Annotated in this window: 25 protein-coding genes; 14 read left to right on the plus strand and 11 right to left on the minus strand. The window is 65.8% G+C overall.

Going from position 1 to position 24674, the window contains the following annotated elements; all coding sequences use genetic code 11:
• Positions 1–2 precede the first annotated feature (2 nt).
• Positions 3–509 (plus strand): NUDIX hydrolase, encoded by a 507-nt coding sequence (locus BLV47_RS17505; RefSeq protein WP_060838780.1) that lies wholly within the window; start codon positions 3–5, stop codon positions 507–509.
• Here BLV47_RS17505 and BLV47_RS17510 read toward each other — a convergent pair.
• Entirely contained in the window at positions 461–1408 is a 948-nt protein-coding gene (locus BLV47_RS17510; protein WP_092315601.1) for a LysR family transcriptional regulator, read from the minus strand. The two genes, BLV47_RS17505 and BLV47_RS17510, sit on opposite strands and share 49 nt — an antisense overlap.
• Positions 1409–1509: 101 nt before the next feature.
• Between BLV47_RS17510 and BLV47_RS17515 the strand changes: the two genes are divergently transcribed.
• The gene (locus BLV47_RS17515) at positions 1510–2685 is read left to right on the plus strand and encodes an aspartate aminotransferase family protein (RefSeq protein WP_092315603.1); all 1176 of its coding nucleotides are present in this window, start codon (positions 1510–1512) and stop codon (positions 2683–2685) included.
• Between the two features lie 42 nt (positions 2686–2727).
• Here BLV47_RS17515 and BLV47_RS17520 read toward each other — a convergent pair whose 3' ends face one another.
• Positions 2728–3264, minus strand: coding sequence for a DUF4174 domain-containing protein (locus BLV47_RS17520; protein ID WP_092315605.1), 537 nt, complete (start codon positions 3262–3264; stop codon positions 2728–2730).
• A gap of 514 nt (positions 3265–3778) precedes the next feature.
• Here BLV47_RS17520 and BLV47_RS17525 point away from each other — a divergent pair.
• The 3 genes from BLV47_RS17525 to BLV47_RS17535 all read left to right on the plus strand — a co-directional run bounded on the left by BLV47_RS17525 (position 3779) and on the right by BLV47_RS17535 (position 7161).
• The gene (locus BLV47_RS17525; protein WP_092315607.1) at positions 3779–4768 is read left to right on the plus strand and encodes a response regulator; all 990 of its coding nucleotides are present in this window, start codon (positions 3779–3781) and stop codon (positions 4766–4768) included.
• Positions 4769–4771: 3 nt separating this feature from the next.
• Positions 4772–5719, plus strand: a complete 948-nt coding sequence (locus BLV47_RS17530; protein ID WP_092315609.1) for a sensor domain-containing diguanylate cyclase — start codon at positions 4772–4774, stop codon at positions 5717–5719.
• Between the two features lie 116 nt (positions 5720–5835).
• On the plus strand, positions 5836–7161 hold the full coding sequence (locus tag BLV47_RS17535; protein ID WP_092315611.1) for a YncE family protein: 1326 nt from the start codon (positions 5836–5838) through the stop codon (positions 7159–7161).
• A gap of 7 nt (positions 7162–7168) precedes the next feature.
• Here BLV47_RS17535 and BLV47_RS17540 read toward each other — a convergent pair whose 3' ends face one another.
• A complete protein-coding gene (locus BLV47_RS17540) occupies positions 7169–8296 on the minus strand; it encodes a saccharopine dehydrogenase family protein (protein WP_092315613.1) in 1128 nt (375 codons plus the stop codon).
• Between the two features lie 404 nt (positions 8297–8700).
• Here BLV47_RS17540 and BLV47_RS17545 point away from each other — a divergent pair, with 404 nt between their 5' ends.
• Entirely contained in the window at positions 8701–9570 is an 870-nt protein-coding gene (locus BLV47_RS17545; protein WP_060838771.1) for an isocitrate lyase/PEP mutase family protein, read from the plus strand.
• 33 nt (positions 9571–9603) lie between these two features.
• Here BLV47_RS17545 and BLV47_RS17550 read toward each other — a convergent pair whose 3' ends face one another.
• The gene (locus BLV47_RS17550; RefSeq protein WP_092315615.1) at positions 9604–10008 is read right to left on the minus strand and encodes a response regulator; all 405 of its coding nucleotides are present in this window, start codon (positions 10006–10008) and stop codon (positions 9604–9606) included.
• Positions 10009–10189: 181 nt separating this feature from the next.
• On the opposite strand from BLV47_RS17550, the gene BLV47_RS17555 reads away from it, so the two are divergent.
• The 3 genes from BLV47_RS17555 (at position 10190) to BLV47_RS17565 (ending at position 14527) form a co-directional block, all read left to right on the plus strand.
• On the plus strand, positions 10190–10939 hold the full coding sequence (locus tag BLV47_RS17555) for an SIR2 family NAD-dependent protein deacylase (RefSeq protein ID WP_092315617.1): 750 nt from the start codon (positions 10190–10192) through the stop codon (positions 10937–10939).
• Between the two features lie 205 nt (positions 10940–11144).
• Complete coding sequence (ppnN, locus tag BLV47_RS17560) at positions 11145–12518, plus strand: nucleotide 5'-monophosphate nucleosidase PpnN (RefSeq protein WP_092315619.1); 1374 nt, start codon at positions 11145–11147, stop codon at positions 12516–12518.
• Positions 12519–12763: 245 nt separating this feature from the next.
• Positions 12764–14527: an FAD-dependent oxidoreductase gene (locus BLV47_RS17565; protein ID WP_092315621.1), complete on the plus strand. Its 1764-nt coding sequence runs from the start codon at positions 12764–12766 to the stop codon at positions 14525–14527.
• Positions 14528–14542: 15 nt separating this feature from the next.
• Here BLV47_RS17565 and BLV47_RS17570 read toward each other — a convergent pair whose 3' ends face one another.
• Entirely contained in the window at positions 14543–15553 is a 1011-nt protein-coding gene (locus BLV47_RS17570; RefSeq protein WP_092315623.1) for a hypothetical protein, read from the minus strand.
• 219 nt (positions 15554–15772) lie between these two features.
• Between BLV47_RS17570 and BLV47_RS17575 the strand changes: the two genes are divergently transcribed.
• Entirely contained in the window at positions 15773–16147 is a 375-nt protein-coding gene (locus BLV47_RS17575; protein ID WP_092315625.1) for a DUF2784 domain-containing protein, read from the plus strand.
• A 14-nt stretch (positions 16148–16161) separates the two neighbouring features.
• Here the strand turns inward: BLV47_RS17575 and BLV47_RS17580 are convergent, their stop codons facing one another.
• Both BLV47_RS17580 and BLV47_RS37050 read right to left on the minus strand, forming a co-directional pair.
• On the minus strand, positions 16162–17007 hold the full coding sequence (locus BLV47_RS17580) for a helix-turn-helix domain-containing protein (RefSeq protein ID WP_092315627.1): 846 nt from the start codon (positions 17005–17007) through the stop codon (positions 16162–16164).
• Between the two features lie 49 nt (positions 17008–17056).
• A complete protein-coding gene (locus tag BLV47_RS37050; RefSeq protein ID WP_425272157.1) occupies positions 17057–17233 on the minus strand; it encodes a hypothetical protein in 177 nt (58 codons plus the stop codon).
• A 148-nt stretch (positions 17234–17381) separates the two neighbouring features.
• Here BLV47_RS37050 and BLV47_RS17590 point away from each other — a divergent pair, with 148 nt between their 5' ends.
• Positions 17382–17771 carry a DUF6713 family protein gene (locus tag BLV47_RS17590; protein ID WP_092315629.1) on the plus strand — a complete coding sequence of 130 codons (390 nt, stop codon included), beginning with the start codon at positions 17382–17384 and terminating at the stop codon, positions 17769–17771.
• Positions 17772–17797: 26 nt separating this feature from the next.
• Positions 17798–18118: a DUF2834 domain-containing protein gene (locus BLV47_RS17595; RefSeq protein WP_092315631.1), complete on the plus strand. Its 321-nt coding sequence runs from the start codon at positions 17798–17800 to the stop codon at positions 18116–18118.
• 12 nt (positions 18119–18130) lie between these two features.
• Here BLV47_RS17595 and BLV47_RS17600 read toward each other — a convergent pair whose 3' ends face one another.
• The gene (locus tag BLV47_RS17600; RefSeq protein WP_092315633.1) at positions 18131–19486 is read right to left on the minus strand and encodes an MATE family efflux transporter; all 1356 of its coding nucleotides are present in this window, start codon (positions 19484–19486) and stop codon (positions 18131–18133) included.
• Between the two features lie 280 nt (positions 19487–19766).
• Here BLV47_RS17600 and BLV47_RS17605 point away from each other — a divergent pair, with 280 nt between their 5' ends.
• Positions 19767–20324 carry an NTF2 fold immunity protein gene (locus BLV47_RS17605; RefSeq protein ID WP_244168898.1) on the plus strand — a complete coding sequence of 186 codons (558 nt, stop codon included), beginning with the start codon at positions 19767–19769 and terminating at the stop codon, positions 20322–20324.
• A 288-nt stretch (positions 20325–20612) separates the two neighbouring features.
• Entirely contained in the window at positions 20613–21554 is a 942-nt protein-coding gene (locus tag BLV47_RS17610) for a class I SAM-dependent methyltransferase (RefSeq protein ID WP_092315635.1), read from the plus strand.
• A gap of 161 nt (positions 21555–21715) precedes the next feature.
• Here the strand turns inward: BLV47_RS17610 and BLV47_RS17615 are convergent, their stop codons facing one another.
• The 3 genes from BLV47_RS17615 to BLV47_RS17625 all read right to left on the minus strand — a co-directional run bounded on the left by BLV47_RS17615 (position 21716) and on the right by BLV47_RS17625 (position 24673).
• A complete protein-coding gene (locus BLV47_RS17615) occupies positions 21716–22174 on the minus strand; it encodes a GNAT family N-acetyltransferase (protein WP_092315637.1) in 459 nt (152 codons plus the stop codon).
• Positions 22175–22303: 129 nt separating this feature from the next.
• Positions 22304–23422 (minus strand): agmatine deiminase family protein, encoded by a 1119-nt coding sequence (locus tag BLV47_RS17620; RefSeq protein ID WP_092315639.1) that lies wholly within the window; start codon positions 23420–23422, stop codon positions 22304–22306.
• Positions 23423–23551: 129 nt separating this feature from the next.
• A complete protein-coding gene (locus BLV47_RS17625) occupies positions 23552–24673 on the minus strand; it encodes an extracellular solute-binding protein (RefSeq protein WP_092315641.1) in 1122 nt (373 codons plus the stop codon).
• Between the last annotated feature and the right edge of the window lies 1 nt (position 24674).

Genomic DNA, 24674 nt, shown 5'->3' on the forward strand with positions numbered 1-24674 from the left:
CCATGAGTTCCACCCCCGACAACCAATGCCTGCTGCAAACCCCCTACTTCAAGGTGGTCCGCGAAAACGGCTACTTCATCATCAAGGAAGCCCAGGCGATCAACGGCGTGGTGGCCGTGCCAACCCTGGCCGATGGCCGGCTGATGCTGGTCGAGCTCAAGCGCCGGGCCATTGGCGGCCAGTCCATCGAGTTTCCCCGGGGCGCCATCGATGCCGGGGAAAGCGCCTGTGACGCCGCGGTCCGGGAGCTGCTGGAAGAAACCGGCCGGCAGGCTTCGTCCGTGCGCCAGCTGGGCTTGCTGCACAGCAATACCTCGCTGATCGCCAGCGCGGTGGCGGTGTGTCAGGTGCAGGTCACCGAGCAGCAGAGCGCCGCCACCGACGGCGAGGTGGACCATGTGCTGTGGGTCAGCCGCCAGGAGCTGCTGGCGATGATCGCCGCTGGCCGGATCACCGACGCTCATACCTTGTCGGCGGCGATGATGCTGCTAGCCGCAGAGTCGGCCTGACGCCCCCACTTCTCCAGGGCGAATTCGACGAAGCTGCGCAGCTTGGGCAGGCGGTAGCGATCCTGGGCATACAGCAGGTGCATGGTCCGAAACGGCAATTGATAATCCTGCAGCACCTGCACCAGCCGGCCCTGCTGCAGGTCCTCCTCCACCAGCGCATCGGGCATCATCACCAGCCCCAGGCCGCCCCGGGCTGCGTGGTGCAGGCCGGACGAGGTGTTGGTCAGCAGCGAGCCGGACACCGGAATCAGCACATCGCCCTCGGGCCCGCGCAACGGCCACTGGGTGGCGGTGGAACTCCATTCGTCACCGGCCGGGTAGGCAAATGCCAGGCAGTTGTGGTGCTGCAGGTCTTCCGGGACTTGCGGCGTACCACAGCGCTCCAGGTACTCCGGCGCGGCGCAGATACTCAGGGTGTAATCCTGCAGGCGCCGGGCGATCAGCGAGGAGTTGTCCAGGTTGCCCAGGCGCACGGCCACATCGAAGGTGCCGTCGGTCAAGTCGAAACGCTGGTTGGCCAGGGTCAGTTCCACCTTGACCTGGGGACAGCGTTGCCGGAACTCGCTGAGGGCCGGCGCCAGGCGCTCGGTGCCAAACGTCAGCGGCGCGGTGATGCGCAAGGTGCCGGTGGGCTCGCCCTGAGCCTGTTCTGCCAGACGCTCGGAATCCGCCACCAGCCCCAGTACCGCCAGGCAGCGCTGGTAATAGTCGCTGCCGAAGTCGGTGAGGCGCTGGCGTCGCGTCGTGCGATTGAGCAGGCGTACCCCGAGACGCTGCTCCAACGCCCGCAAGTGGTTGCCCACCATGGTGGTGGACATCCCGCATTCCCGGGCGGCGGCGGTCATGTTCCCCGCCTCCACCACCTTGACGTACACCGACATCGCCTGGAACAGATCCATTATCAACCCTGACTTGAAGATGATTAAAGAAACGGCGAGTTTATCTAGCCTGGGTGACTAACGATACTGGCCGCACCCCCAACAAGATGGAGTCGCCCGCCATGACCGCCGCCTGCCTGATGAGCACCTACCAGCCCCTGGCCCTGAGCTTCTGCAAGGGTTTGGGCAGCCGACTCTGGGACCAGGCCGGTCGCGAATACCTGGACGCCATCGCCGGGGTCGCGGTAACGGCTATCGGCCACGCCCACCCCAAACTGGTCAAGGCCATCAGCGAACAGGCCGGCCTGTTGCTGCACAGCTCCAACCTGTACGACATTCACTGGCAGCAACAGCTGGCAGCCAGACTGACCGCGCTGGCCGGGATGGACCGGGCCTTTTTCAACAACTCGGGCGCCGAGGCCAACGAAACCGCGCTCAAGCTGGCGCGGCTGCACGGCTGGCACAAGGGAATCGAACAGCCCCTGGTGGTGGTCATGGGGGACGCCTTCCATGGTCGTACCCTGGGCACCCTGGCGGCCAGCGAAGGACCCGCCGTGCGCCTGAACTACGGCCGGTTGCCAGGGGATTTTCTCCGGGTGCCCTTCGCTGACCTCAAGGCTCTGGAGGCGCTCGCCGCCGAGCACGGCCCACGCATCTGCGCCGTGTTGCTGGAGCCGATCCAGGGCGAGAGCGGCATCCGCCTGGCGCCCGCCGGCTACCTCAAGGCCGTGCGCGAGCTGTGCACCCGGCGCAACTGGCTGCTGATGCTCGACGAGATCCAGAGTGGCGTCGGCCGTACCGGACGCTGGTTCGCCTGCCAGCACGAAGGCGTGGTGCCGGATGTGATGACCCTGGCCAAGGGCCTGGGCAACGGTATTCCCATCGGCGCCTGCCTGGCCCGGGGCAAGGCCGCGCAACTCTTCACCCCTGGCAGCCACGGCAGCACCTTTGGCGGCAACCCCCTGGCCTGTCGGGCGGCCTGCACCGTGCTGGAGATCATCGAGGAGCAACATCTGCTGGCCAATGCCGAGCGCCAGGGTGCGCTGCTGTTGCGGCGCCTGGGGGAAGAGTTGCAGGGCCATGCCCAGGTCCTGGAGATTCGCGGGCAGGGCCTGATGGTTGGCATCGAGTTGCGCGACATGCCACGGGACCTGGTGCAGATCGCCGCGAGGGAGCACGGTTTGCTGATCAACGTCACCCGCGGCAAGACCATTCGCCTGCTGCCGCCGCTGGTGATCGATGAAGCTGAAGTGGAAGAGATCGTTCAGGGCCTGAGGCAGTTGCTCAACGCTGCTTGAGCGACACCGGAGCGCGGCCTGGGCCCGCCCCGGCCCCCCGGATCAATCGTCCAGGGCCTTGGGAGCAGCGGCGGGCTTGGCCGCTTTGGCGCCTTTGGCGTTGGCCGGCTTGGCTTCGGGCTCGGGAGCCGGGGCCGGCGCAACGGCTTGCTTCTCCGCGGCCGGCAACTGGTCGACGGCGGTGAAGACTTCCTTGAGCTCAATCGCCCCGGAGTGCTCCAGCTTCTTCTCGCCGTCCTTGCCCACCAGGATCACCTTGGTCTGCGCCCCGGCGCCGAGCTTGAGGCTGCGGATCAGGGCCATGGTGGATTGCGGGTCGATGTCCTTGCCATCGCGCTGGCCGATGGTGTTGATCACCGTGTACAGGACCATGTTGCGTTCGTTGAAGGCTTGACGGGTTGCCGGCTCTTCCAGGGACTTTTTCAGGCTGACCAGGGTTGGGTCGACGGTGCTGGGGGCGATCACGATCAATGGCCGTGATTTGCCCAGGTCCTGGGTCAGTGGGCCATCGTTGTCGGCAGCCAGGACAGGTCCGGCGACAGCGAGCAGAGTAGCGAGGGTCAATGACCGAATGAACATGCGTCTCTCCTTATGTTTTCCACGCAGTAATGATTGCGCATTGCCGGAAAAGGTCCAGGCCGGGACTCAAAATCTGACATTTTTCTGCGCCGCCCCCCACGTGAGCGCCGCCAGCGCCCCAGGCGGCGCAAAATCCGCGCTGCGGCGCTTTTAACGTCGAGCCGGACGGCCTGGCGCGTAAGGTTTTGTTGCATATATGGGCCAGCAACCGGGCTGCCCGCGCAAGGGCGCGGGCAAACGTCGAGCGCCCTGGAGCAATGTGCGGATAGAGAGCCCTTCATGCCCAGGGCTCACTGTCGAAAGCGCAGGCCAGGCCATCACCTGGCACTTGAATCCAGCGAACAATGATCTGGAACAAATAACTCAATGACCCGCTACTTGTTCTGCCGACGCTCGGCGAACTATAGTGCGGCGCGGCACGGACAGCCCGGCAACACACTGATTAAAGCGGCAACTCGCCACATTCCCGAACACTATCCCGCCACGGATTTTTTCGAATGAGCGTCCGACCCCGATGATCCCCCTCCTCGTCTGCGATGACTCGAGCATGGCCAGAAAGCAGGTGCTGCAGACCTTGCCCAGCGAGTGGCAGGTGTCCGTGACCCAGGCCTGCAACGGTCGCGAGGGCCTGGAGGCGCTGCGCCGGGGCTTGGGCAAGGTGGCGCTGCTGGACCTGACCATGCCGGTCATGGACGGTTACCAGGTGTTGAGCGCGGTACAGGAAGAAGGCATCGACGCGCAGATCATCGTCATCTCCGGCGATGTCCAGGAAGAAGCCGTGCGCCGCACCCGCGAGCTGGGCGCCCTGGCCTTTCTCAAGAAACCCTTCGACCCCCAGCAACTGCGTGCCCTGCTCAAGCAACTGCAACTGCTGGACAGCCCGCCGCCCAAGCACCCGATAGCGCCCTCGCCGGCCCCCCTGGTGACCTTTCGCGACGCCTTCCGGGAAACCGTAAACGTCTCCATGGGCTACGCCGCGGCGCTGATCGCCAAGGTCCTGGATGTGTTCGTGCACCTGCCGATTCCCCACGTCAACGTGCTCGAAGCCGGCGAATTGCAGATGCTCCTGGCGGACGCCAATCGTGCCCGGCAATTGACCGCCATCTGCCAGGGCTACATCGGCAGCGGCATTGCCGGCGAAGCCTTGCTGATGTTCTACGACTCGGAAGTGGCGGACATCGCCCAACTGATGGAACAAGGCACCGATCCCTACCAGGAAATGGAAGTGCTGATCGACCTGTCCAGCGTGTTGATCGGTGCCTGCCTGAGCAGCATCGCCGAACAGCTGGACGTGTTCTTTTCCGTGGGCCATCCCCAGGTTCTGGGGGAGCACACCACCATCGACGAATTGATCCTGCTCAACCAGCAACGCTGGAACCAGACCCAGGCGGTGGAGATCAGCTACAGCCTGGAGGAACAGAACATCCACTTCGACCTGTTGCTGCTGTTCACCGAGGACTCCATGGCCCTCCTGGAACAGAAACTCGCCTACCTGATGAGTTGAGCCATGCCCAAGCGAATGGATTTCAGTGAGCTGCACTGGTTGCTGGCGGTGGTCCAAAGCATCGACGTGGGGATCGTGGTGCTCGACCTCGAATGCCAGGTCCAGGTGTGGAACAGCTTCATGGAAAACCGTTCCGGCGTGCCCTCCAAACAGGCCATCGACCAGTCGTTCTTCGCGCTGTTCCCCGAGGTCGAGCGGCCCTGGTTCCGCCGCAAGGTGAGTCGCGTGGTGGCCCTGGGCACCCCCGCCTTCACCATCTGGAAACAACGGCCGTACCTGGTGCGTTTCAAGAACTACCAACCGATCACCGGCCAGGGCGAGTTCATGTACCAGAACACCACCCTGCTGCCGCTGCGTTCGTCCAACAGCGAGATCCACCACGTCTGCCTGGTGATCTACGACGTCACCGACGTGGCGATCAACAGCCTGGCGCTGCAGCAGGCCAACCGGCAGTTGCAGCACCTGTCGCGCATCGATCACCTGACCCAACTGTTCAACCGCGGTCACTGGGAGCAGCGCCTGGAATTCGAATACAGCCGCCACGGCAGCGCCATCGCCCTGCTGATGCTGGACATCGACCACTTCAAGTCGATCAACGATCGCCATGGGCACCAGGCCGGGGACGCGGTGATTCAGCGTGTCTCGCAACTGATCCACGAGCACGTGCGCGACAGCGACGTGGCCGGGCGCTATGGCGGCGAGGAATTCGCCATCCTCCTGCCCCACACCGACCTGACCGGAGCCCAGACCCTGGCCGAGCGCCTGCGCCAGTCGGTGGAGCAGCAGGAGGTGATCCACAACGGCCAGGCCATTGCCTTCACCATCAGCCTGGGCATCGCCTGCCTCGACCGCCCGGCCCGGGATCACCGCTGCCTGATCGAATGGGCCGACCAGGCGCTGTACGCCTCCAAGCACGCCGGGCGCAATCGGGTCAGCACCTACGCGCCTTGAACAGCGGCACGTGGGTCCATTGCAAAAAAACCGCCGCCAAGGGATAAACTGCGCGCTTTTCCGGTCCATCACCGGTCTGCTACGCCTGTTCCAGCGCCACAAGGAGTCCCGTGCGCATGTCCCTGTCGAATTCCAACCTCTCCCCGCAACAGCAATGGCAGCAAGCCGTGCTGACCTATGCCCGCGACATCAACCGCTATGTCGAAACCGGTACCCGCGAGGGCTGGAAAGGCTTGAAGGAGCCCAACATGCCCGATACCGAGCACCTGTTGCAGGACTGGCAGGCGGCCCTGGAAGCGAGCAACCAGGCCCCTTACGATGAAGCCGCGCGCCAGGCCTTCCGCCAGGACTGGCCGCCGGCGCACTTCCCGCTGACCCCGCGCCTGGAAAGCCAGGGACGGATGATTCCGACCCTGGCGCTGCTGCCCGACGGCAGCCTGCTGGCCCGCATCGGTGCGCCCTACGAGAGCGGCTTCGTGGTGCATATCAGCGACGAGCAGATCCAGACCCTGGAACAGCTGGAGTGCTTCGGCATGTGCCCGCAGCGGCGTTATTTCGCCTGGGGCCGGGCTGACGGCATCCAGCTCACCGACGGCTGGAATGGCCCGCAAGTGGCGAGCTTCCCCTGGCCCGATCCCCACGCGGGCCTGCCGGCGGGCGTGGAGCTGGAGGACAGTGGGCGCCCCACGCCCAGCAGCCTGATCCCCTTCCCCGACGGGCGCCGGGTGCTGCTGGTGAGCGCCGACGGCATCTTCGTCCTGCACGCCGAAGGCGCCACCCGTTTGCTGCCGAGCCAGGAAGACCTGCAGCAAGAGCTGGCCGAAGGCGTCGCCCCCGAGGACCTGAGTACCGGCCTGAGCATGGAGCATGGCGCGGTGTCACCCGATGGCCAGTGGATCGCCATCGGCGAGCAAAGCAGCTCGCACCTGGTGCTCGATGCCCGCTTGCAGCGGGTAGCGCAGATCGGCCCTGCCAGCGAATATCCGCACTTCGCCTGCTTCAACCAGCGCGGCGACCGCCTGCTGCTCAACGCCTGCCATTTCTATGGCGGCGCCAGCCTGGGGGTGGCGGTGGCCGACCTGCCGGGACTGAGCACCGACTTCTACAGCGACGATCCACGCACCCCGGTGCTGCAGGAAGGCGCCCGGGTGTATGCCGCGGCGTCACGGGGCGACGAATTCATCATCGGCGACGCCTACGGCTACCTGCGGGCCTTCAGCGAAACCGGCGAGGAACGCTGGCAGCACTACATCGGCTCGACCCTCACCGCCATGGACATCAGCCCCGACGGCAAGACCCTGGTGGCTGCGACCTATGCCGGAATCATCGTCAAGATCGACCTGGACGCCGGCCGCCCGGACTGGCAGATCGGCACCGGCGAACACCGCGAAGTGCGCCGTTGGCTGTTCTGGAAGGACTTCGCCAAGCCCCTGCAGTGGTGAGTGGGCTCTAAACCGGCGGGCGCGAGAAATTCACCTGCAGTTGCAGGTGATCCGGATCATCGATCGCCCGCAGGTACTCCTGCACGCTGACCTCACCGGCGCTGGAGCGGGCACCCGGGGCCGGCACGTGGCCGGCCAGCAGCTTGTGCACCACCGCCACCGCCGCGCAGCTGGGGATCTCCGGGCCGTGGTCGTGGGTGGCGGTCAGTTGGGCGTTCATGGTCAGGGGCTGGCCGTCCTGGCCCAGGCCGTGAACGTCGATGTACAGGGCGCTGAGGCCGTCGCCAAAACCTTCGAACCAGGTGCCGCAGCGATGCAGGCGCGCGGCCCAGGGCGCCGGATCACGCACCAGGCCGAGCTTCACGGCCTGCGCCAGCAAGGCGTTGGCCAGCCCGGCGATCTTCAGCCCGGCACCGGCCTTGAAGCTCAGGGTGTGAGCGCCGTAACGCTCGGCGAACAGGTCCAGGTCCGGCACATCGACATTGGCCACCAGGCGCCTGCCCAGCCCCGGCAACGTGCGCAGGGTCAAGCCCTGCCAGCCGATCACCGGGTGCGGCCGGCCGTCCTTGAGTTGCAGGATCGGGCGACCGGCATAGGCCAGTACCCCCTCAATGGTCGACAGGCCGGGCATTTTCGCCGAGGAGGAAATGCCGTGCTCGATGCGTTCGATGCGGGAAAAGCGTCCGCGATGCTCATCGATGATCGCCGTCGACAAGGTCGGCACCGAACTGCAACCGCTCAGCAGCGTTACCCCGGCCGCCCGCGCCCGGGCGTCGAGGGCGCCGATGCCACCGACGAATTGCCGGCAGTCCGCCAGATCGCAGTAGTTGATGCCGGCTTCGATACAGCCCTCGGCCACCGCATAGGACTGGCCCTGGAACGGCCCGCCGGTATGGATCACCCAGTCGATGTTCAGCTCCTTGAGCGCCGCGACCCATTGCCCGCCCATGGCATCGCCGCACCAGCCTGAGCAGGCCCGGGCGCCTTCGGCCCGCAAGGCGTCGAGCTTGGCCGCAAGCTTTAGTGGATCACGCCCGGAGAGCACCAGGTGCAACCCTGGCAGGTGCATCAGATAGCGGCAGATAATGCTGCCGAAATTGCCATAGCCACCCACCACCAACACCCTGAGCGTCATTGCCTGCATCCCTGAACCAAGTCGTTATCCGGCGCAGAAGGCACCGTTCGAGGCGCGGCAGCTTCGTTGATTTGCCGCGGATCGACAAGGGGCGGTCGCCTCCGCAATATTCGGTCAACAAAAAAATGCCAATGCCGGTCCGGCATAATGCTATGCAAATTCCTCATCAACTGCGGCGTTGGAGCGTGATAGCCTCGTCCTGCTATGTCGGCCTCGCATAATAAACCTGCCGGTTTACCCAACCGAGCGGGACCCAGATGCCTTGTTATCCCCCTTTGCTTCACCTTCATCTGCCCAACTAACGTTTCGCTGTGAGCCTTTCGATCATCGGCTCACCAAGGGAACTGATTGCAAAATTTGACTCGACCCCAAGGTCGATCTCTCGATCCTATCTCGGAGCTGTTATGTCCAGGCTTTCCCATCAAGATTTGCGCCGCGGTTTCCGTGAACTGATCGCCTCCTCGTCCTGCTACCACACCGCTTCGGTGTTTGACCCGATGTCCGCGCGCATTGCCGCCGACCTGGGTTTTGAAGTGGGCATCCTCGGCGGTTCCGTGGCCTCGCTGCAGGTGCTGGCGGCCCCCGACTTCGCCCTGATCACCCTCAGCGAATTCGCCGAGCAGGCCACCCGCATCGGCCGCGTGGCCCAACTACCGGTGATCGCCGACGCCGACCACGGCTACGGCAACGCGCTGAACGTGATGCGCACCGTGGTGGAACTGGAACGGGCCGGCATCGCCGCGCTGACCATCGAAGACACCCTGCTGCCGGCGCAGTTCGGGCGTAAATCCACCGACCTGATTTCCGTGGCCGAAGGCGTCGGCAAGATCCGCGCCGCCCTGGAAGCCCGGGTCGACACCGAGCTGGCGATCATCGCCCGGACCAACGCCGGAATCCTCCCGGTGCAGGAAATCATCAGCCGCACCCAGCAGTACCAGCGTGCAGGCGCCGACGCCATCTGCATGGTCGGCATCCGTGATTTCGAGCAACTGGAACAGATCTCCGAGCACCTGAGCGTACCGCTGATGCTGGTGACCTACGGCAACCCGGCACTGCGCGACGATGCGCGCCTGGCCGAGCTGGGGGTGAAGATCGCAGTGGACGGCCATGCCGCCTACTTCGCCGCGATCAAGGCCACCTACGACTGCCTGCGCGAGCAGCGGCAGATCTTCACCCAGGCCTCGGACCTGAGTGCCACCGAACTGGCCCATACCTACACCCAGCCCGAGGACTACATTGTCTGGGCCAAGGAGTTCATGAGCGTCAAGGAGTAACACCGGCGATTGGCCGGGGTGAGGCGCAACGCCTCAACCCTGGGCCGATTTCAACGCGCCTGCCACGCAGTCGAGGATCTGGCCGATGGTCCAGGGCTTGCGGATGAAGGACACCGGATAGCGCACCCCGGAACTCTCGGGGGTTTCGAAACCCGACATCACCACGATCGGCAGCGACGGCCAGCGTTCAGCGCACAGGTTGCTCAGGCTGGCGCCGTTGAGCGTGCCGGGCATGCTGATATCGGTCAGCAACAGGGCCACGTCCGCCGCATGCTCCTGCAAAAAGTCCCAGGCTCGATCGGCACTGTCCATGGCCCGGGTGGCAAACCCCTCGTCCTGCAGAATCTCGCACAGGAACTCCAGCACCGTCGGTTCATCCTCCACCACCAGGATCAAGCGAGAGGTGGCGTCGGGGCTGACGGACGAGGCTGGGCACATGGGGCTGACACTCCCTGGAAAGTTGAGCATTGCGCGGACAGGACCGCTGACTAGAGTTATGAGCGGCAGCTTGAGGATAAATTCACTCCCGATGCATGCACGGTGATTTTTTCGGACAGGTCCGAGCAGGGCCGCAATAATGCAGGCCCGATAGCAGCGCAACCACAAAGAGCGGTCATCCATGGAGTTCGATCCCCAATACCTGGCCCAGGCCCCGCATCTGGTGGTATTCACTGGCGCCGGCGTCTCGGCGGAAAGTGGCATCCCGACCTTTCGCGACGCCCTCAGCGGCCTCTGGGAGCACTTCGACCCGGCACAGCTGGCCACGCCACAGGCCTTCCGCGCCAACCCGGCGCTGGTCTGGGGCTGGTATGAATGGCGGCGCCGGAAAATGCTCCAGGCCCAGCCCAACCCGGCGCACCTGGCGATAGCCGAACTGGCGCGCCGGGTGCCGCGCCTGACCCTGATCACCCAGAACGTCGACGACCTGCACGAGCGCGCCGGCAGCCCATCGGTGCTGCACCTGCATGGCAGCCTGCATACACCGCAATGCTTTGCCTGCAACCGCCCGTTCAAGGGAAAACTGCCCTGCCCCGATCTGCCGGAACAAGGTGGCAGCCTGGAGCCACCGCGGTGCAGCGGCTGCAACGGCAAGATCCGCCCCGGGGTGGTGTGGTTCGGTGAATCCTTGCCGCAGGCGATCCTCAAGGCCGCCTTCCAGGCGGCCGACGACTGCGACCTGCTGCTGTCGGTGGGCACCTCGGGGCTGGTGCAACCGGCGGCGCAGATCCCCCAACGGGCCCTGCAACAGGGGGCCAGGGTGGTGCACATCAATCCGCAGCCCCAGGAGTGCCGCGCGCCGCAGGAGTACAGCCTGACGGGCCCGGCCGGCCAGCTTCTGCCGCAACTCGTGCAGCGAGCCTTCGCCTGATTCCCCGGGCGGATCGTCATTTTTCCCGCCAAAACGGCCCGGCATGAGGTAGATTCAAGCAGCGAATAACCTCGCAACGACGTTTGCTTTCTTGCCCTGCCGCTGGAAACCAAGCCCCGTACCGGTGGCTCTGTTCACTGCCCCGCCGTTTTTTTCGCCACTGACCGCACTGGGCGCGGTGGCGCCGATTTCAGGAAATGGATTAATGCCGCAAAGACACGTGATCAATGCTTCGGTGAGCCCGAAAGGCAGCCTGGAGACCCTCTCGCAACGTGAAGTGCAACAACTCAGCGCCGCCGGCTCCGGCAGCATCTACACCCTGTTCCGCCAGTGCGCCCTGGCCATTCTCAATACCGGCGCCCACGTCGACAACGCCAAGACCATCCTCGACGCCTACCACGACTTCGAAGTGCGCATTCACCAGCAGGATCGCGGCGTGCGCCTGGAATTGCTCAACGCGCCGGCCGACGCCTTCGTCGACGGCGAAATGATCGCCAGCACCCGGGAAATGCTCTTCAGCGCCCTGCGCGACATCGTCTACACCGAGAACGAACTGGACAGCCAGCGCATCGACCTGGAGAGCTCCCAGGGCATCACCGACTATGTCTTCCACCTGCTGCGCAACGCCCGCACCCTGCGCCCCGGCGTCGAGCCGAAAATGGTGGTGTGCTGGGGCGGTCACTCGATCAACACCGAGGAATACAAGTACACCAAGAAGGTCGGCCACGAGCTGGGCCTGCGCAAACTGGACATCTGCACCGGCTGCGGCCCGGGCGTGATGAAAGGCCCGATGAAAGGCGCCACCATCGCCCATGCCAAGCAGCGCATGAGCGGCGGCCGCTACCTGGGCCTGACCGAACCGGGGATCATCGCCGCCGAAGCGCCCAACCCGATCGTCAACGAACTGGTGATCCTGCCGGACATCGAGAAGCGCCTGGAGGCCTTCGTCCGCGTCGGCCACGGCATCATCATCTTCCCCGGCGGCGCCGGCACCGCCGAGGAGTTCCTCTACCTGCTGGGCATCCTCATGCACCCGGACAACCGCGACCTGCCGTTCCCGGTGATCCTCACCGGGCCCAAGAGCGCCGCGCCCTATCTGGAACAGCTCAATGCCTTTGTCCTGGCGACCCTGGGCGAATCAGCGCAGCAGCACTACCAGATCATCATCGACAACCCGGCGGAGGTCGCCCGGCAGATGACCGAGGGGCTCAAGACCGTCAAGCAGTTCCGCCGCGAACGCAACGATGCCTTCCACTTCAACTGGCTGCTGAAGATCGACGAGGGCTTCCAGCGCCCCTTCGATCCGACCCACGAGAACATGGCCGGCCTGCAACTGAACCACGCCTTGGCGCCCCACGAACTGGCAGCCAACCTGCGCCGGGCGTTCTCCGGCATCGTCGCCGGCAACGTCAAGGACCAGGGCATCCGCCTGATCGAACAGAAAGGCCCGTACAGCATCCACGGTGACCCGGCGATCATGCAGCCCCTCGACCAGCTGCTCAAAGCCTTCGTCGAGCAGCACCGCATGAAGCTGCCCGGCGGCGCCGCCTACGTGCCGTGCTACCGCGTGGTGAGCTGACCCACCGAGGCCTTCGACGGCCCCACGACGCCGCGCCCCTTTGCCGGGAACGCGGCGTTTTTTTTGCCCCGCCGGAGCATGGCCGCATCGCGCCGCCCCCCTTGCCCCTAATGCATTGCCCCGTAACGCATTGCCCGAAATAAAGCGCACCGGTTTGACAGCCTCCCTGGCGCTATGGAATAGTTTTTCAACAATACGGAACACAATTCCATTTTTCCAAAATACCGCAAAAAAGGCCTGCCATCTTGAGTGAAGCTCCTGCTGCCCTCCTTCCACCCCTGGACTGTGACCTGCTGGTAATCGGCTCCGGCGCTGCCGGCCTGGCCTCTGCGGTGACCGCCGCCTGGCACGGCCTGCAAGTGATAGTAGTGGAAAAAGATTCCACTTTTGGTGGCGCCAGTGCCTGGTCCGGCGGCTGGATGTGGGTGCCGGGCAATCCCCTGGCACGCCGCGCCGGCATCAATGAAGACCCGCAGCAACCGCGCACCTACCTCAAGCATGAGCTGGGCCACCGCTATGACCCTGCGCGTATCGATGCCTTCCTGGATAACGGGCCACAGATGGTGGCCTTCTTCGAGCAGCACACGGCCCTGCAATTCGTCGATGGCAACGGCATCCCGGACATCCACGGCCAGCTGCCCGGCGCCGGTATCGAGGGTCATCAAGTCATTGCCGCGCCCTATGACGCCCGGGCCATCGGCCCCTTGTTGGCACGCCTGCGTCGAACCATGCGCGAAACCTCGTTCCTGGGCATGCCGATCATGGCCGGGGCCGACCTCGGGGCCTTTCTCAGCATGACCCGCTCGTTCAAGTCGCTGCTGCATGTCGCCAAGCGTTTTACCCGCCACCTGCGGGACCTGGCGCTGCATGGCCGAGCCATGCATCTGGTCAACGGCGTGGCGCTGATCGGCCGGCTGGCGAAGTCGGCCCAGGACCTGGGAGTGCATCTGCTGGAGTCATCGCCGGCCCGTTCGCTGCTACGGGATGAACAGGGGGTGCACGGCGCCCTGGTGGACACGCCCCAAGGCCGGCGGGAAATCCGCGCCCGGCGTGGCGTGGTGCTGGCCGCCGGCGGGTTCGCCAACGACCCGGCCCGGCGCCAGGCGCTGTTTCCCCGGGCGCCGGGTGTCGATGAGCATTTGGCGCTGCCACCCCCGAGCTGTTCCGGAGATGGCATCCGCCTCGCTGAAGCCGCCGGCGCAGTCCTGGCCACGGACCTCGCCAGCCCGGTGGCCTGGGCCCCGGTATCGCGGGTGCGCCACGCCGACGGCAGCGTCGGCCACTTTCCCCACATCATCGACCGGGCCAAGCCCGGACTGATCGGCGTGCTGGCCAACGGCAAGCGCTTCGTCAACGAGGCCGACGGCTACTACGACTACACCGCGGCCATGGTCGAGAAAGTCCCGGCTGGCGAGGAAGTGGCCTCCTGGCTGATCTGCGACCATCGCTTCCAGCGCCGCTACGGCCTGGGCTATGCCCGCCCCTTCCCGCTCCCCGTTGGCCCGCTGGTGCGCAGCGGCTACCTACGGCGGGCCGACTCGATCCAGGCCCTGGCCAGCCAATGCGGCATCGACCCACAGGCGCTGGGGGCCACGGTGCAGCAGTTCAACCAGCACGCCCGCCACGGCCAGGACCCCGAGTTCGGCCGCGGCTCGACCCCCTACAACCGCAAGCAGGGCGACGCCCTGCACCCCGGCCCCAACCCTTGCGTGGCGCCTATCGAACAGGGGCCGTTCTACGCGGTTAAAGTGCTGCCCGGCAGCTTCGGCACCTTTGCCGGGCTCAAGACCAATGCCCAGGCCCAGGTGCTGGATCAGGCCGGCGCGGCGATCCCCGGGCTGTATGCCGTCGGCACCGACATGGCCAGCGTGATGGGCGGGTTCTATCCCTCCGGCGGCATCAACCTGGGCCCGGCCATGACCTTCGGCTACATCGCCGGGCGCCATGCGGCCGGGGTCGATGCCTATGAGGTGCCGCTGGCATCCGTGGCCGTGCCTGATCCGTGCTGATCATCGCCGCTACGCTCAGGGCGACTCGACGCCAGCGGCGTCCTCACCCGGCGCCTGCAGCTGGCTCTCGATCTGCCGGCCGAGGTAATACACCCCGGCCATGACCCCATGCTCGGGGTCATGCAGTTGCCGGGACCAGGCCTGATCGAAGGCCGCCCCCAGGTCCCGCCGGGTCTGGGCCTGCAAGCCCTCCCGGTCATGGTCCTGGACCAGCGCCCGGACCCCGGCCACCCCCACCGAGATCAACGCACCGGCCACCCGCCCCACCGCCGCCGCCACTGCACCGGCGACACCGCGGGTAGCGAACTGGGCCTGGAGTTTGTCGCTGGTCACCTGCGCCACCTGGGCCACCCCGGGGGCCGGCGAGTCCCGCTCGGTCGCCGCTGCTCCACGAAGCTGCTGCAACAGCGGCCCGTAGGCGGGCAAGCGGGCGATGGGCTCGACCCGCAGCAGTTGGGCCAATGAGGCGCGCTGTTCGGCGGCCGGCCCCAGGTCGATGGCCAGGACTTGCCCCAGGTGCTGGTCCAACTGCGGTGCCGGCAGCTGGTAGCGGTTGCCGATCTGCACCAGCTGCTGGCGCAGCAACTGCACATAGAACTCCATGGCCTCGCCGGCGATCTCGTCGGCATCGATCTCCAGCGCCACCGGCGCCAGCACCCGCTCCTGATACTGCTCCTGCAGGTATTCGGCCAGACGCCAGGAGGACTGCCCGGCATCGCCCCGATTGTTCAGTGAATACCAGCCGACCTTCAGCGACAGCCATTCCTGGGTCCAGTAACCGCTGAACCAGGGAATGAATTGCTCGTCGGTCTGCTGGTAGACCCGGGTGCGCCAGTGCTCCATGGAGCCCTGGGCGTAGACTTCGGCCTGTCGCGTGGCGCTGCGGGAAGCATCGAGCAACTGGTTGTCGACCTGGCGCCAAGTGGCCGGGCTGACCGGCGCCACTGCGACAGGCGCGGGGACCCGGTGGGCGCAGCCGGCGAACACCAGCAGCACGGCCAGCAGCCAATGGCGACAGCAGAGCATCGATGGCCGCAAGACAGATACCTCCCGCAGAAGCTGCATCGGGCCCAACAGACTGCCCCGACGTTCCAGCAGTATAGGTAGCGCCGCTGCCGCGGCCGCGGGCCAAAGCATCACCGCGCACCGGGCTGTTTCCCGCGCCCGCAAGAAACCACTGCCCGTGCCCGCTGGCCCCGGGTATATTGCCCGCGCCACGGACCAGCCCCTGAACAAGGAACCCCCATGCTCTACCGCATCGCCGCCGACAGCCTGGTGCTGTTTCACCTGACATTCATCGTCTTCGTGCTACTGGGCGGCCTGCTGGTGCTGCGCCACCCACGGCTGATGCTGCTGCACCTGCCCGCCGCGGCCTGGGGCGTGGCGGTGGAAGTGCTGCACCTGGAATGCCCACTGACCCGCTGGGAAAACCTGCTGCGCCACGCCGCCGGCCAGGACGGCTACGGCGCCGGGTTCATCGAGCATTACCTGATCCCGCTGATCTACCCCGCCGGCCTGACCCCGGGCATCCAGCTGTGGCTGGGCAGCCTGGTGCTGCTGATCAACCTTTCGGTCTACGGCTATCTGGCACGGCGCTGGATCCGCACCCGCCACGCCTGAAGCCTCTGCCCTGATTACCCCAGCGGCCCGTCGGCCCCTGACTTGGCGATCCGGGACGGCTCGGCCTCGCAGGCCTGGGTCAGCGCCTGCCAGGTGGCCTGATCAGCGGGGATCAGATGCTCGATGCGCAATGACGCCACAGTGATGTCCTGGGGCATGCCGAAAGTGGTGAAGGTGGAAAGAAAACGCAGCTCGCCCGCAGGTCCGCGCACCCGGGTCAGCAGCAACGGCGCGTTCAGGCTGGCGCCAGCCGCCGACTCGCCGGGGCACGGCAGGCTCGCCAGCAGCGCCGCCAGCGCCGGCTGCTCCGTCGCTTCCCGGGCCGCTCGCTGCCATGCCACCTGACGGATCTCCTCGGCGTTGATCAGGCAATCGCCAAAACCGCCGGGCAGCAGCAGGCTCGCCAACAGATTGAAACCTTGCTCAACCGCCGCCAACGGCAGCCCCAAGAGCCCGAACAAGGCGACGGTGGCGCGGTTGGCGGCCAGTACCTGCCAGCCGCTGTCGATGACAATCGCCGGTGCCGGGTTGTTGGCCTGGAGCAGGTGCAGCAGCGCCGCGCGCACCGGTTCCAGGCCCGGATCGTGCAATGGCAAGGCGGCATAAGGGGGGGCGTAGCCGGCGGCGAGATACACCCGGTTACGTGTTTCCAAGGGGGTATCCAGGGTACTCAGCACGCTGTGCAGCAGCGCCGGGCTGGGCTGCGCCCGCCCCGTCTCGACACAGCTCAAGTGGCGCTGCGACATGCCCGCCTGCAACGCCAGGTCCAACTGGCTCAAGCGCGCCTGGCGCCGCAACTGGCGTAGCTGCGCACCGACCGACAGCGCTGGCGCCGGAACGCGTTCAAGGGGCTCGACCATCGGTTTTTGTCGTCCTCTGGGGGTGTAGGTGGAGGAGCTGGCGCGCCGCTCAGCGCACAGGCTTGAAAAAGATCAGTTCGGGGTCGCCCTCGTCCAGGTTCTCGACCACCCCGCTGGGCTGAAAGCCGGCTTTGGCCAGCAACCCCCGGGCCGGCACATCATCGGGCCGAGCCTCACGAATCAACCGCAGGATACCTGGCGGGGGAAGCTGTTGCCGGTCGCTCATCGCTACTCATTCCTTGAAGCTGATTGTCGTCCTGCGCCGCCTAGCTGAGCGCTTGTGCCCCACGCCTGTCTATGACCTGAGAGGTCATTGAGTGGCCCAGGGGGTGCCACTTAGCCTGTTCGCTCCGCGTAGTTCAAGGAGTTTAACGATGAGAGACATCCTCTGGCGCCTATGCCTGGCGTTGTTTGCCGGCCATGAGCTGGACGCCGTGGCCCAGGCCGAGTGGCGCCTGCTGTATGGCTTGCGCGACCTCGATCCGACGCTGGGCCCGCCGTGGTTCATTGCCCTGCATGTGCCCCTGTGCGTCGCCCTGATGTGGCTGGCCGGGCACCCGCACCAGGCCATACGCCGCACCAGCCGGCAGCTGTTCGCGGCCTTTGCCGTGGTTCACGCCGGACTGCACTACAACCTTCAGCAGCACCCGCTGTACCTCTTCGACTCGCTGCTGTCGCAAACGCTGATCTTCGCCTGCGGCGCCACCGGCCTGCTCTACCTGATGCCGAGCCTGGGTCGGCAACGCACAACATGCAGCGCCTGATCCCCTCCCCGCTCAAGGAACCCGCCATGTCCCGTCCCTACCTGGCCCTGATGGCCCTGCTGACCTTCAGTGCCTACACCCTGTTCACCCTGCTCCAGGCCGAGCAGTCGCTGCTGCAATTTGGCCTGCAACTGCTGGCGCAACCGGACACCGCGCAGGTGGTCATCGACCTGTACCTGATGGCATGGCTGGCGGGGCTGTGGATGCTGCAAGACGCCCGAGCCCGCGGCCGTTCGGCGCGGTCGGTGCTGCCCTACCTGTTGCTCACGGCGGTCTTCGTCTCCATCGGCCCGTTGCTCTATCTGGTGGTCAACGGCTTTGGCCGAGGCGCGCCGCAGCGCGCCTGAGCGGCGACGGCTTCAAATCAGCCGCTGGATCTGCTTGTGCCGCCAGACCAGCTTGAAGTAGCCAACCTGCAGCACCAGCATGCTCAGGTAGGCCACCGGGAAGGCCATCCACACCCCTTGCAGGCCGAAGTGCGCATCCAGCAGATAGGCCATCGGCACCTGCACTCCGAGGATGCAGAAAATCGAGATCGCCACCGGCATCAGCACCGTGCCGCTGGCGCGCATGATGCCACCCACCACCGCCTGGAAGCCGAACACCAGGATGCTCCAGAGCATGATGTGCAGCAGGTGTTCGGCCTGCATCAGGGCCGCCGGATCAATGATGAACAGCCCCAGCAGCCAATGGGAAATCAGGTAGCCGAGCAGCACCAGGGCCCCGGTCAGGCACAGGTTGATCGCCAGCCCCGTGCGCAGGATCGGGGTGATGCGTTCCAGGCGCCCGGCACCGATGGCCTGGGCCCCGAGGATCGAGGCAGTGATGGCGATCGACAGTGCCGGGAACTGCACATAGTTGACGATCTGGGTCACCGCGCCATAGGCCGCCGTGGCCTGGGAGCCGTGGCGATTGACCAGGGCCAGGATCACCAGCTCGGACAGCGAGATCACCACCATCTGCACCCCGGTGGGCAGGCCGATGCGCAGCACCTTGCCGAGGATCGCCCGGTCCAGCTTCATTGCGGCGAACAGCGCCCGGTCCGGCGCCAGCGGGTGCGCCCGGCCGCTAAGGCGCCAGACCAGAAAGCCCATGGCCAGGACATTGCCCGCCAGCCCGGCGAATGCCGCACTCTGGATGCCCATCGGCGGCAACCCCAGCCAGCCGCGAATCAGCGCCGGGGTCAGGAGCAGGCCCGCCAGGGTCGAGACGATCAGCGCCAGCAGCGGCGACAGGGTATCGCTGACGCCACGCAGCAGCTGGGTATAGAGCACGAACACCAGCAGCAACGGCATGATCAGCATCATCACCCGGGCATAACCCACCGCGTCGTCCAGCACATCCGCCGGCGTGCCCAGGCCTTGCAGGGCCGGCCGGGCGAAGAGCATGCCCAGCACCGCCCCCAGCAGGCCGATCAGGGCTCCCAGCAGCAAGGTGCTGCCGGCCACCGACTTGACCGCATGCAGTTCCCTGGCGCCCCAGGCCTGGCCGATCAACACCGAGGCACCGGCGCCCAGGCCGATCACCAGGGCGATGAAGAAGAACACGATGGGGAACATCCCCGACACCGCCGCCAGTGCCTGGGTGCCCAGCAACTGGCCGATGTAGATACCGTTGAGGGTGCCGGAAAACGACTGCAGGAAATTCGACAGCACCATGGGCAACAGAAACACCAGGTACACCTGCCAGAGTGGACGCTGAGCGGGAATGGACATGGGAACAGGCAACCTCGGATCAAGACGACAAAATGCCGCGACGCCCCCTGCAGCGCGGAGCTCGCGTCGGTCATGGACAGTACCGCGAAGAAGGCCGCCCGGGGTATTCCGGCTGTGCGGCGGCCTGAGGGTTATATCAGCGGTTGACGTCGACTACCACCTGCCCGCGCACCTTGACTTCAAGCAGCTCGGCGGCCCAGGCGTACCCTGGCATGTACCCGCTCAGGGTGCAGCCCCTGCCCTGCAGCGTTACCATTGGCCGCCGTTCCACCCTCACCGAATGGATTCCCGACCGCTGGACTTTCAGCAGCGCAACGCCTGGTCCCTGGCCCAAGAGCGGTCCCATGCCCGGGTCATGCAACTGCTCGAACAAGCCGGTGCCGGAGCACCACCGGCTTCCACCCCAGCCCCTGGCCTGGCCTGGCCGGAGCCGCCGGAGGGCGGCGACTGCAGTGTCGACCCGGTCACCCAGGTGCGCGCCTATACCCTGGCCGTGGCCGCCTGGGAACAACGTGGCAACGCGGCGGGCCATGAGGCGCTCGATGCCGGCTTCTGGGCCGAACCGCAACAGCTCATCGAACGTTTCTGCACCCGGCGCCCACGAGCCTATCCGCGCGCGTCCTATGGTTTTCCCACGACCTATTCACCAGACGATGAACTGCTCGGCAGCGAACGGCTCAAGCCCGCCCAGGCGCAAGTGCTGATGCGCGACCCGGCCGTTCGGGCGCTGTGCTACGAACACCGCTTCCTGCTCAAGCGGGTCGCCGGACAATGGCGGATCAACAGCGTCAAACGCCGCCTGGCCGGCACCCAGAAATGGGCCAGCACCATCCTCTGACGAAAAACTCAGCGACCAGGACTGCAACGACCAAGGCAACACCTTTGCCCTGGCCTGCTACCAGGGCCGGGACAACCGCCGCTTTGCCTGCGAACGCCGTCTACCGGGTGGAAAACCGCTGGCACAACCATGACCGGACGGCCGCGTTGCTGATCCTGCGGCTGGCGATTTGGCGCGCCGCGGGCCAGCCGCAGGACATCGACTGAGCACGAAGGGCCGGGCCCGTGGTTGGCGAATACTGCCCCGCCCGTGGTTAAATGCCGCCCCGAAAAATGACCGGCCCTGCTGATGACACCTCTCGCCCTTGCCACCCTCAACCAGCACTTGCTGACCGCCCTGGCCGCCGCGCCCACCGAGACCCGGCGCCTGTTCCATGGCCGCGGCCGCTGCTGGCCGGGTCTGGAACAACTGACCGTGGACTGGTTGCAGGGCGTGCTGCTGGTGTCGCTGTTCAAGGAACCCGAGGCCGAGCAACTGGCCGCCTTGCGGCAACTGCTGACAGACCTGGGCTCGACCCCGCAGTGGGCCGCCAGTGGCGCCCGCAGCCTGATGCTGCAACACCGCTACCTGCCCGACAGCCATGGCGAGTGGCTGCTGGGCCAGCCGGTGGATTCCTGCACCATCACCGAGGAGGGCCTGCGCTACCAGGTGGACCTGGGCAGCAAGCAGAACAACGGGCTGTTTCTCGACATGCGCTATGGACGCAACTGGGTACGGGCCAACGCTCGGGGCAAGAACATCCTGAACCTGTTTGCCTACACCTGCGGTTTTTCCGTGGCGGCGATCGCTGGCGGTGCCGAACGCGTGGTGAACCTCGACATGTCCCGGGCGGCCCTGAGCCGTGGCCGCGACAACCACCGGCTCAATGGCCATGACACCAGTCGGGTAAGTTTCCTCGGGCATGACCTGTTCAAGTCCTGGAGCAAGGTCAAGCAAGGCGGGCCTTACGACCTGGTGATCATCGATCCGCCGTCGTTCCAGAAAGGCAGTTTTGTCCTCGGCAAGGACTATGCGCGGGTGCTGCGGCGCCTGCCGGAACTGCTGACGGCCAATGGCTGCGTATTGGCGTGCATGAATGACCCGGCGTTCAGCGTGGACTTTCTTTTGCAAGGGGTGACGCAGGAGGCGCCGGGGCTGCGCTTTGAACAGCGCTTGGAGAATCCGCCGGAGTTTCCGGATGCCGATCCGCAGTGTGGGTTGAAGGCTTTGGTGTTTCGGCAGGGGGATTAGGGTTGGATTGGGCGCATGCCCCTGCGTAGGAGCTGGCTTGCCAGCGAAGACGTCCGCCCAAGCGCTGCATGCCTCGCGGGCCTCTTCGCCGGCAAGCCGGCTCCTACGAACAGCGCGTAAACGCGCTTGGCTTTGTGCAGGGGGCAGTCACCACTCCCGCCTTACAACTCCATCCGATACTCGATAACCCCCGGCTTGTACGCCACCCAGTCATACAACCGCTGCGCCCGCTCGTTGCTTTCCTGGGTGTGCCAATACAAGCGCCCGCAGCGCCGTTCCCTGGCCTGCGCCTGCACCCACTCGATCAACAGCTTCCCCGCTCCGCTGCCGCGAATCGATGGGGCCACGTACAGGTCTTCCAGGTAGCAGAAGTCGCTGACGGCCCAGGTCGAACGGTGCAGCACCAGGTTGACGAAGCCGATCACTACATCGCCCTGCACCGCCACCGCCGAATACATCGGTTCCTGGGCATCAAGGAAACGCTCGAACGTGGTGCGACTGATCTCTTCGCTCAACGTCACCTGATAGAAATCCTGATAGGCCAGCCACAGCGGCAGCCATTGCTGGTAATCCCCTGGCTGAATCGCCCGTACCGTCACCGCAGGTTGTTGATCGCTCATTGCGCGCTCCTCTTGATCATCCACACCGGGATCAGCCCCGGTCATTGAAGAGCGCGCAGGTTAGCCCCAGAGTGGCTGGCTGTATCAGGCCAATTCAATGAGCATCGCCAGACCACTTCATGGGCTGCCTCAAACCTCGGGCAGTTGATGGGTCACGCAATGAATCCCGCCGCCACCTGCGGCGATCGCATCGATGTCCAGCGCGATGACCTGCCGCCCGGGGTACAGGCCGGCGAGCAGGCTGTGGGCCTTGGCGTCGGCTGCCCGGTCGCCGAACTGTGGAGCGATCACCGCGCCATTGATCACGAAGTAGTTGATGTAGCCGGCGGCGAAATCCGGGTTGTCGCGGCTGAAGCGGTTCTGCCGCGGGTTCAGTGGTGGCGACAGGGTGTGCACCTGCAGCGCGCGGCCATCGGCGTCGCGGGCGGAACGGAGGATCTCCAGGTGCTTGAGGGTCACTTGGTGGTCGTAGGATTCAGGATCGTTGTCCAGATTGGCCACGACCACCCCCGGTTTGACGAAACGGGCGTAGAAGTCGACGTGGGCGTCGGTGATGTCGTGGCCCTTGATCCCCGGCAGCCAGATGATCTTGCGCAGGCCGAGGCAAGCCTTGAGTTCCTCTTCGACCTCGGCCTTGCTCCAGCCAGGATTGCGGTTGTCGTTGATCCAGCTGCTTTCGGTCATGATCCCGGTGCCGTGCCCGTCGACTTCGATGCCGCCACCCTCGCCCACCAGCTCGCTGCGCCAGTAGCGGGCACCGGCGGCGTCGGCCATCTGCCGCGCCAGCCGGGCGTCCTTGGCGTGGCGCTGTTTGTTGCCCCAGCCATTGAAGTTGAAATCCACCGCGCCCAATCCGCCTTGCGCATCAACGATGAAGTTGGCGCCGATGTCGCGCATCCAGATGTCGTCCAGTTCGGTGCTGACAAAGGTGATGTTGTGCGAGCCGCAGAGTTGCTCCGCCAGGCTCCGCTCCTGCGCCCGGCAGAACAAGGTCAAGGGTTGATAGGCGGCAATCGCCCGGGCAATGCGCCCCTGGGCTTGCTGCACGTCGCCGGTGAAGTCCTCCCAGATGGCGTCCTGGGCACCGAAGGCCATGAAGGCCCGCTGCTGGGGCTCGCCTTCATCGGGCAGGTAGCCGTTGTCCTGCTCGCGGGCCCGGGCATTGCGCGGTCCCAGGCCGAGGGTGGTCATGGCGGCGACACCGGCCAGCAGCGAGGCCTGTTTGATCAGTTGACGTCGGGTGGGCATGGGGCGGTTCTCTTGTCGAAGGCGTTGCTGGAAAAGATTCGGGGTGGCGCGGCGCGGGCCTTCGCCGGCAAGCCGGCTCCTACGTGGCAGTGTAGGAGCCGGCTTGCCGGCGAATCGCATCGCGCGCGGTCAGTGGCGGGCGGCGGTGGCGGTCTTGAACTGGGTCCAGGTGCGCATGCGCGCGCGCATGTCGGCCTGGGGGATGTCGCGGCCGGGAATCAGGCGTTCGAAGGTGGCGTCATCCGGGTAGATATCCGGGTTGTTGCGCATCTGCGGATCGACCGCCGGCCGCGCCTTGGCATTGGCCGTGGGGTAGCCGGTGAAGTTGCTGATGGCCGCCATGTTCTCTGGCCGCGTGACAAAGTTGATGAAGGCATAGGCGTATTCCGGGTGCCGGGCATCCTTGGGGATCGCCAGGGTGTCCATCCACACCGTGGTGCCCTCACGGGGAATGCGGTACTGGAACTCGACCTGCTTGCCCGCGGCGTCGGCCGCGCGCTGGGCCTGGGTCATGTCGCCGCTGTAGCCCAGGGACAGGCACAGGTTGCCATTGACCAGGTCGGTCACCGGCTGCGACTGGAACTTGCGGATGTACGGCCGCAGCTTGCCCAGCAGTTGGCTGGCCGCCTGCAGGTCCTCGGGCCTGGCGCTGCGCGGATCGCGCCCCAGGTAGTTGAGCGCCACCGCCAGTACTTCGTCCGGCGAATCGATCAGCGAGATCCCGCAATCGGCAAAGCGCGCCGCCAGCTCCGGCTTGAACAGCAGGTCCAGGCTGTTGACCGGCGCATCGGGCAGGCGCTCGGCGATCTGCCGGGCGTTGTAGGTCAGGCCGATGGTGCCCCAGGTATAGGGCACGGTGGCCTGGCTGGCACGCGGGTAGTGGGCCCGCAGGCGCTTGAGGCCGGGCTCGATATCGTCCTGCCCGGTCAGCTTGCTTGGGTCCAGCTGCTGCAGGCTGCCAGCACGCATCAGGCGCTCGGCCACGGTATCGCCGGGGAAGATCAGGTCGTAGCCGCTGCCGCCGGTCATCAGCTTGGCCTCCAGCACCTCGCTGCCCTCCATCACGTCGTAGATCACCTTGATCCCGGTTTCGGCGGTGAAGCGCGCCAGGGTGTCTGCGGCGAAATAGTCGGCCCAGTTGTACAGGCGCAGGGTCTGGTCCTCGGGTTCGGCCTGGGCCTGGAGCGCGACCAGGGCCAGGGCCAGCCAGCTGGCGCAATGGCGTTTCCAGCGTTTGCCTATGATTCGCATG

This window comes from Pseudomonas saponiphila (genome assembly GCF_900105185.1).
GTDB classification, from domain to species: domain Bacteria; phylum Pseudomonadota; class Gammaproteobacteria; order Pseudomonadales; family Pseudomonadaceae; genus Aquipseudomonas; species Aquipseudomonas saponiphila.

Coding starts and splice junctions, on each gene's coding strand:
- BLV47_RS17505 (WP_060838780.1), top strand. CDS start 3: ATGAGTTCCACCCCCGACAACCAATGCCTGCTGCAAACCCCCTACTTC.
- BLV47_RS17510 (WP_092315601.1), bottom strand. CDS start 1,408: ATGGATCTGTTCCAGGCGATGTCGGTGTACGTCAAGGTGGTGGAGGCG.
- BLV47_RS17515 (WP_092315603.1), top strand. CDS start 1,510: ATGACCGCCGCCTGCCTGATGAGCACCTACCAGCCCCTGGCCCTGAGC.
- BLV47_RS17520 (WP_092315605.1), bottom strand. CDS start 3,264: ATGTTCATTCGGTCATTGACCCTCGCTACTCTGCTCGCTGTCGCCGGA.
- BLV47_RS17525 (WP_092315607.1), top strand. CDS start 3,779: ATGATCCCCCTCCTCGTCTGCGATGACTCGAGCATGGCCAGAAAGCAG.
- BLV47_RS17530 (WP_092315609.1), top strand. CDS start 4,772: ATGCCCAAGCGAATGGATTTCAGTGAGCTGCACTGGTTGCTGGCGGTG.
- BLV47_RS17535 (WP_092315611.1), top strand. CDS start 5,836: ATGTCCCTGTCGAATTCCAACCTCTCCCCGCAACAGCAATGGCAGCAA.
- BLV47_RS17540 (WP_092315613.1), bottom strand. CDS start 8,296: ATGACGCTCAGGGTGTTGGTGGTGGGTGGCTATGGCAATTTCGGCAGC.
- BLV47_RS17545 (WP_060838771.1), top strand. CDS start 8,701: ATGTCCAGGCTTTCCCATCAAGATTTGCGCCGCGGTTTCCGTGAACTG.
- BLV47_RS17550 (WP_092315615.1), bottom strand. CDS start 10,008: ATGTGCCCAGCCTCGTCCGTCAGCCCCGACGCCACCTCTCGCTTGATC.
- BLV47_RS17555 (WP_092315617.1), top strand. CDS start 10,190: ATGGAGTTCGATCCCCAATACCTGGCCCAGGCCCCGCATCTGGTGGTA.
- ppnN (WP_092315619.1), top strand. CDS start 11,145: ATGCCGCAAAGACACGTGATCAATGCTTCGGTGAGCCCGAAAGGCAGC.
- BLV47_RS17570 (WP_092315623.1), bottom strand. CDS start 15,553: ATGCTCTGCTGTCGCCATTGGCTGCTGGCCGTGCTGCTGGTGTTCGCC.
- BLV47_RS17575 (WP_092315625.1), top strand. CDS start 15,773: ATGCTCTACCGCATCGCCGCCGACAGCCTGGTGCTGTTTCACCTGACA.
- BLV47_RS17580 (WP_092315627.1), bottom strand. CDS start 17,007: ATGGTCGAGCCCCTTGAACGCGTTCCGGCGCCAGCGCTGTCGGTCGGT.
- BLV47_RS37050 (WP_425272157.1), bottom strand. CDS start 17,233: ATGAGCGACCGGCAACAGCTTCCCCCGCCAGGTATCCTGCGGTTGATT.
- BLV47_RS17590 (WP_092315629.1), top strand. CDS start 17,382: ATGAGAGACATCCTCTGGCGCCTATGCCTGGCGTTGTTTGCCGGCCAT.
- BLV47_RS17595 (WP_092315631.1), top strand. CDS start 17,798: ATGTCCCGTCCCTACCTGGCCCTGATGGCCCTGCTGACCTTCAGTGCC.
- BLV47_RS17600 (WP_092315633.1), bottom strand. CDS start 19,486: ATGTCCATTCCCGCTCAGCGTCCACTCTGGCAGGTGTACCTGGTGTTT.
- BLV47_RS17605 (WP_244168898.1), top strand. CDS start 19,767: ATGGATTCCCGACCGCTGGACTTTCAGCAGCGCAACGCCTGGTCCCTG.
- BLV47_RS17610 (WP_092315635.1), top strand. CDS start 20,613: ATGACACCTCTCGCCCTTGCCACCCTCAACCAGCACTTGCTGACCGCC.
- BLV47_RS17615 (WP_092315637.1), bottom strand. CDS start 22,174: ATGAGCGATCAACAACCTGCGGTGACGGTACGGGCGATTCAGCCAGGG.
- BLV47_RS17620 (WP_092315639.1), bottom strand. CDS start 23,422: ATGCCCACCCGACGTCAACTGATCAAACAGGCCTCGCTGCTGGCCGGT.
- BLV47_RS17625 (WP_092315641.1), bottom strand. CDS start 24,673: ATGCGAATCATAGGCAAACGCTGGAAACGCCATTGCGCCAGCTGGCTG.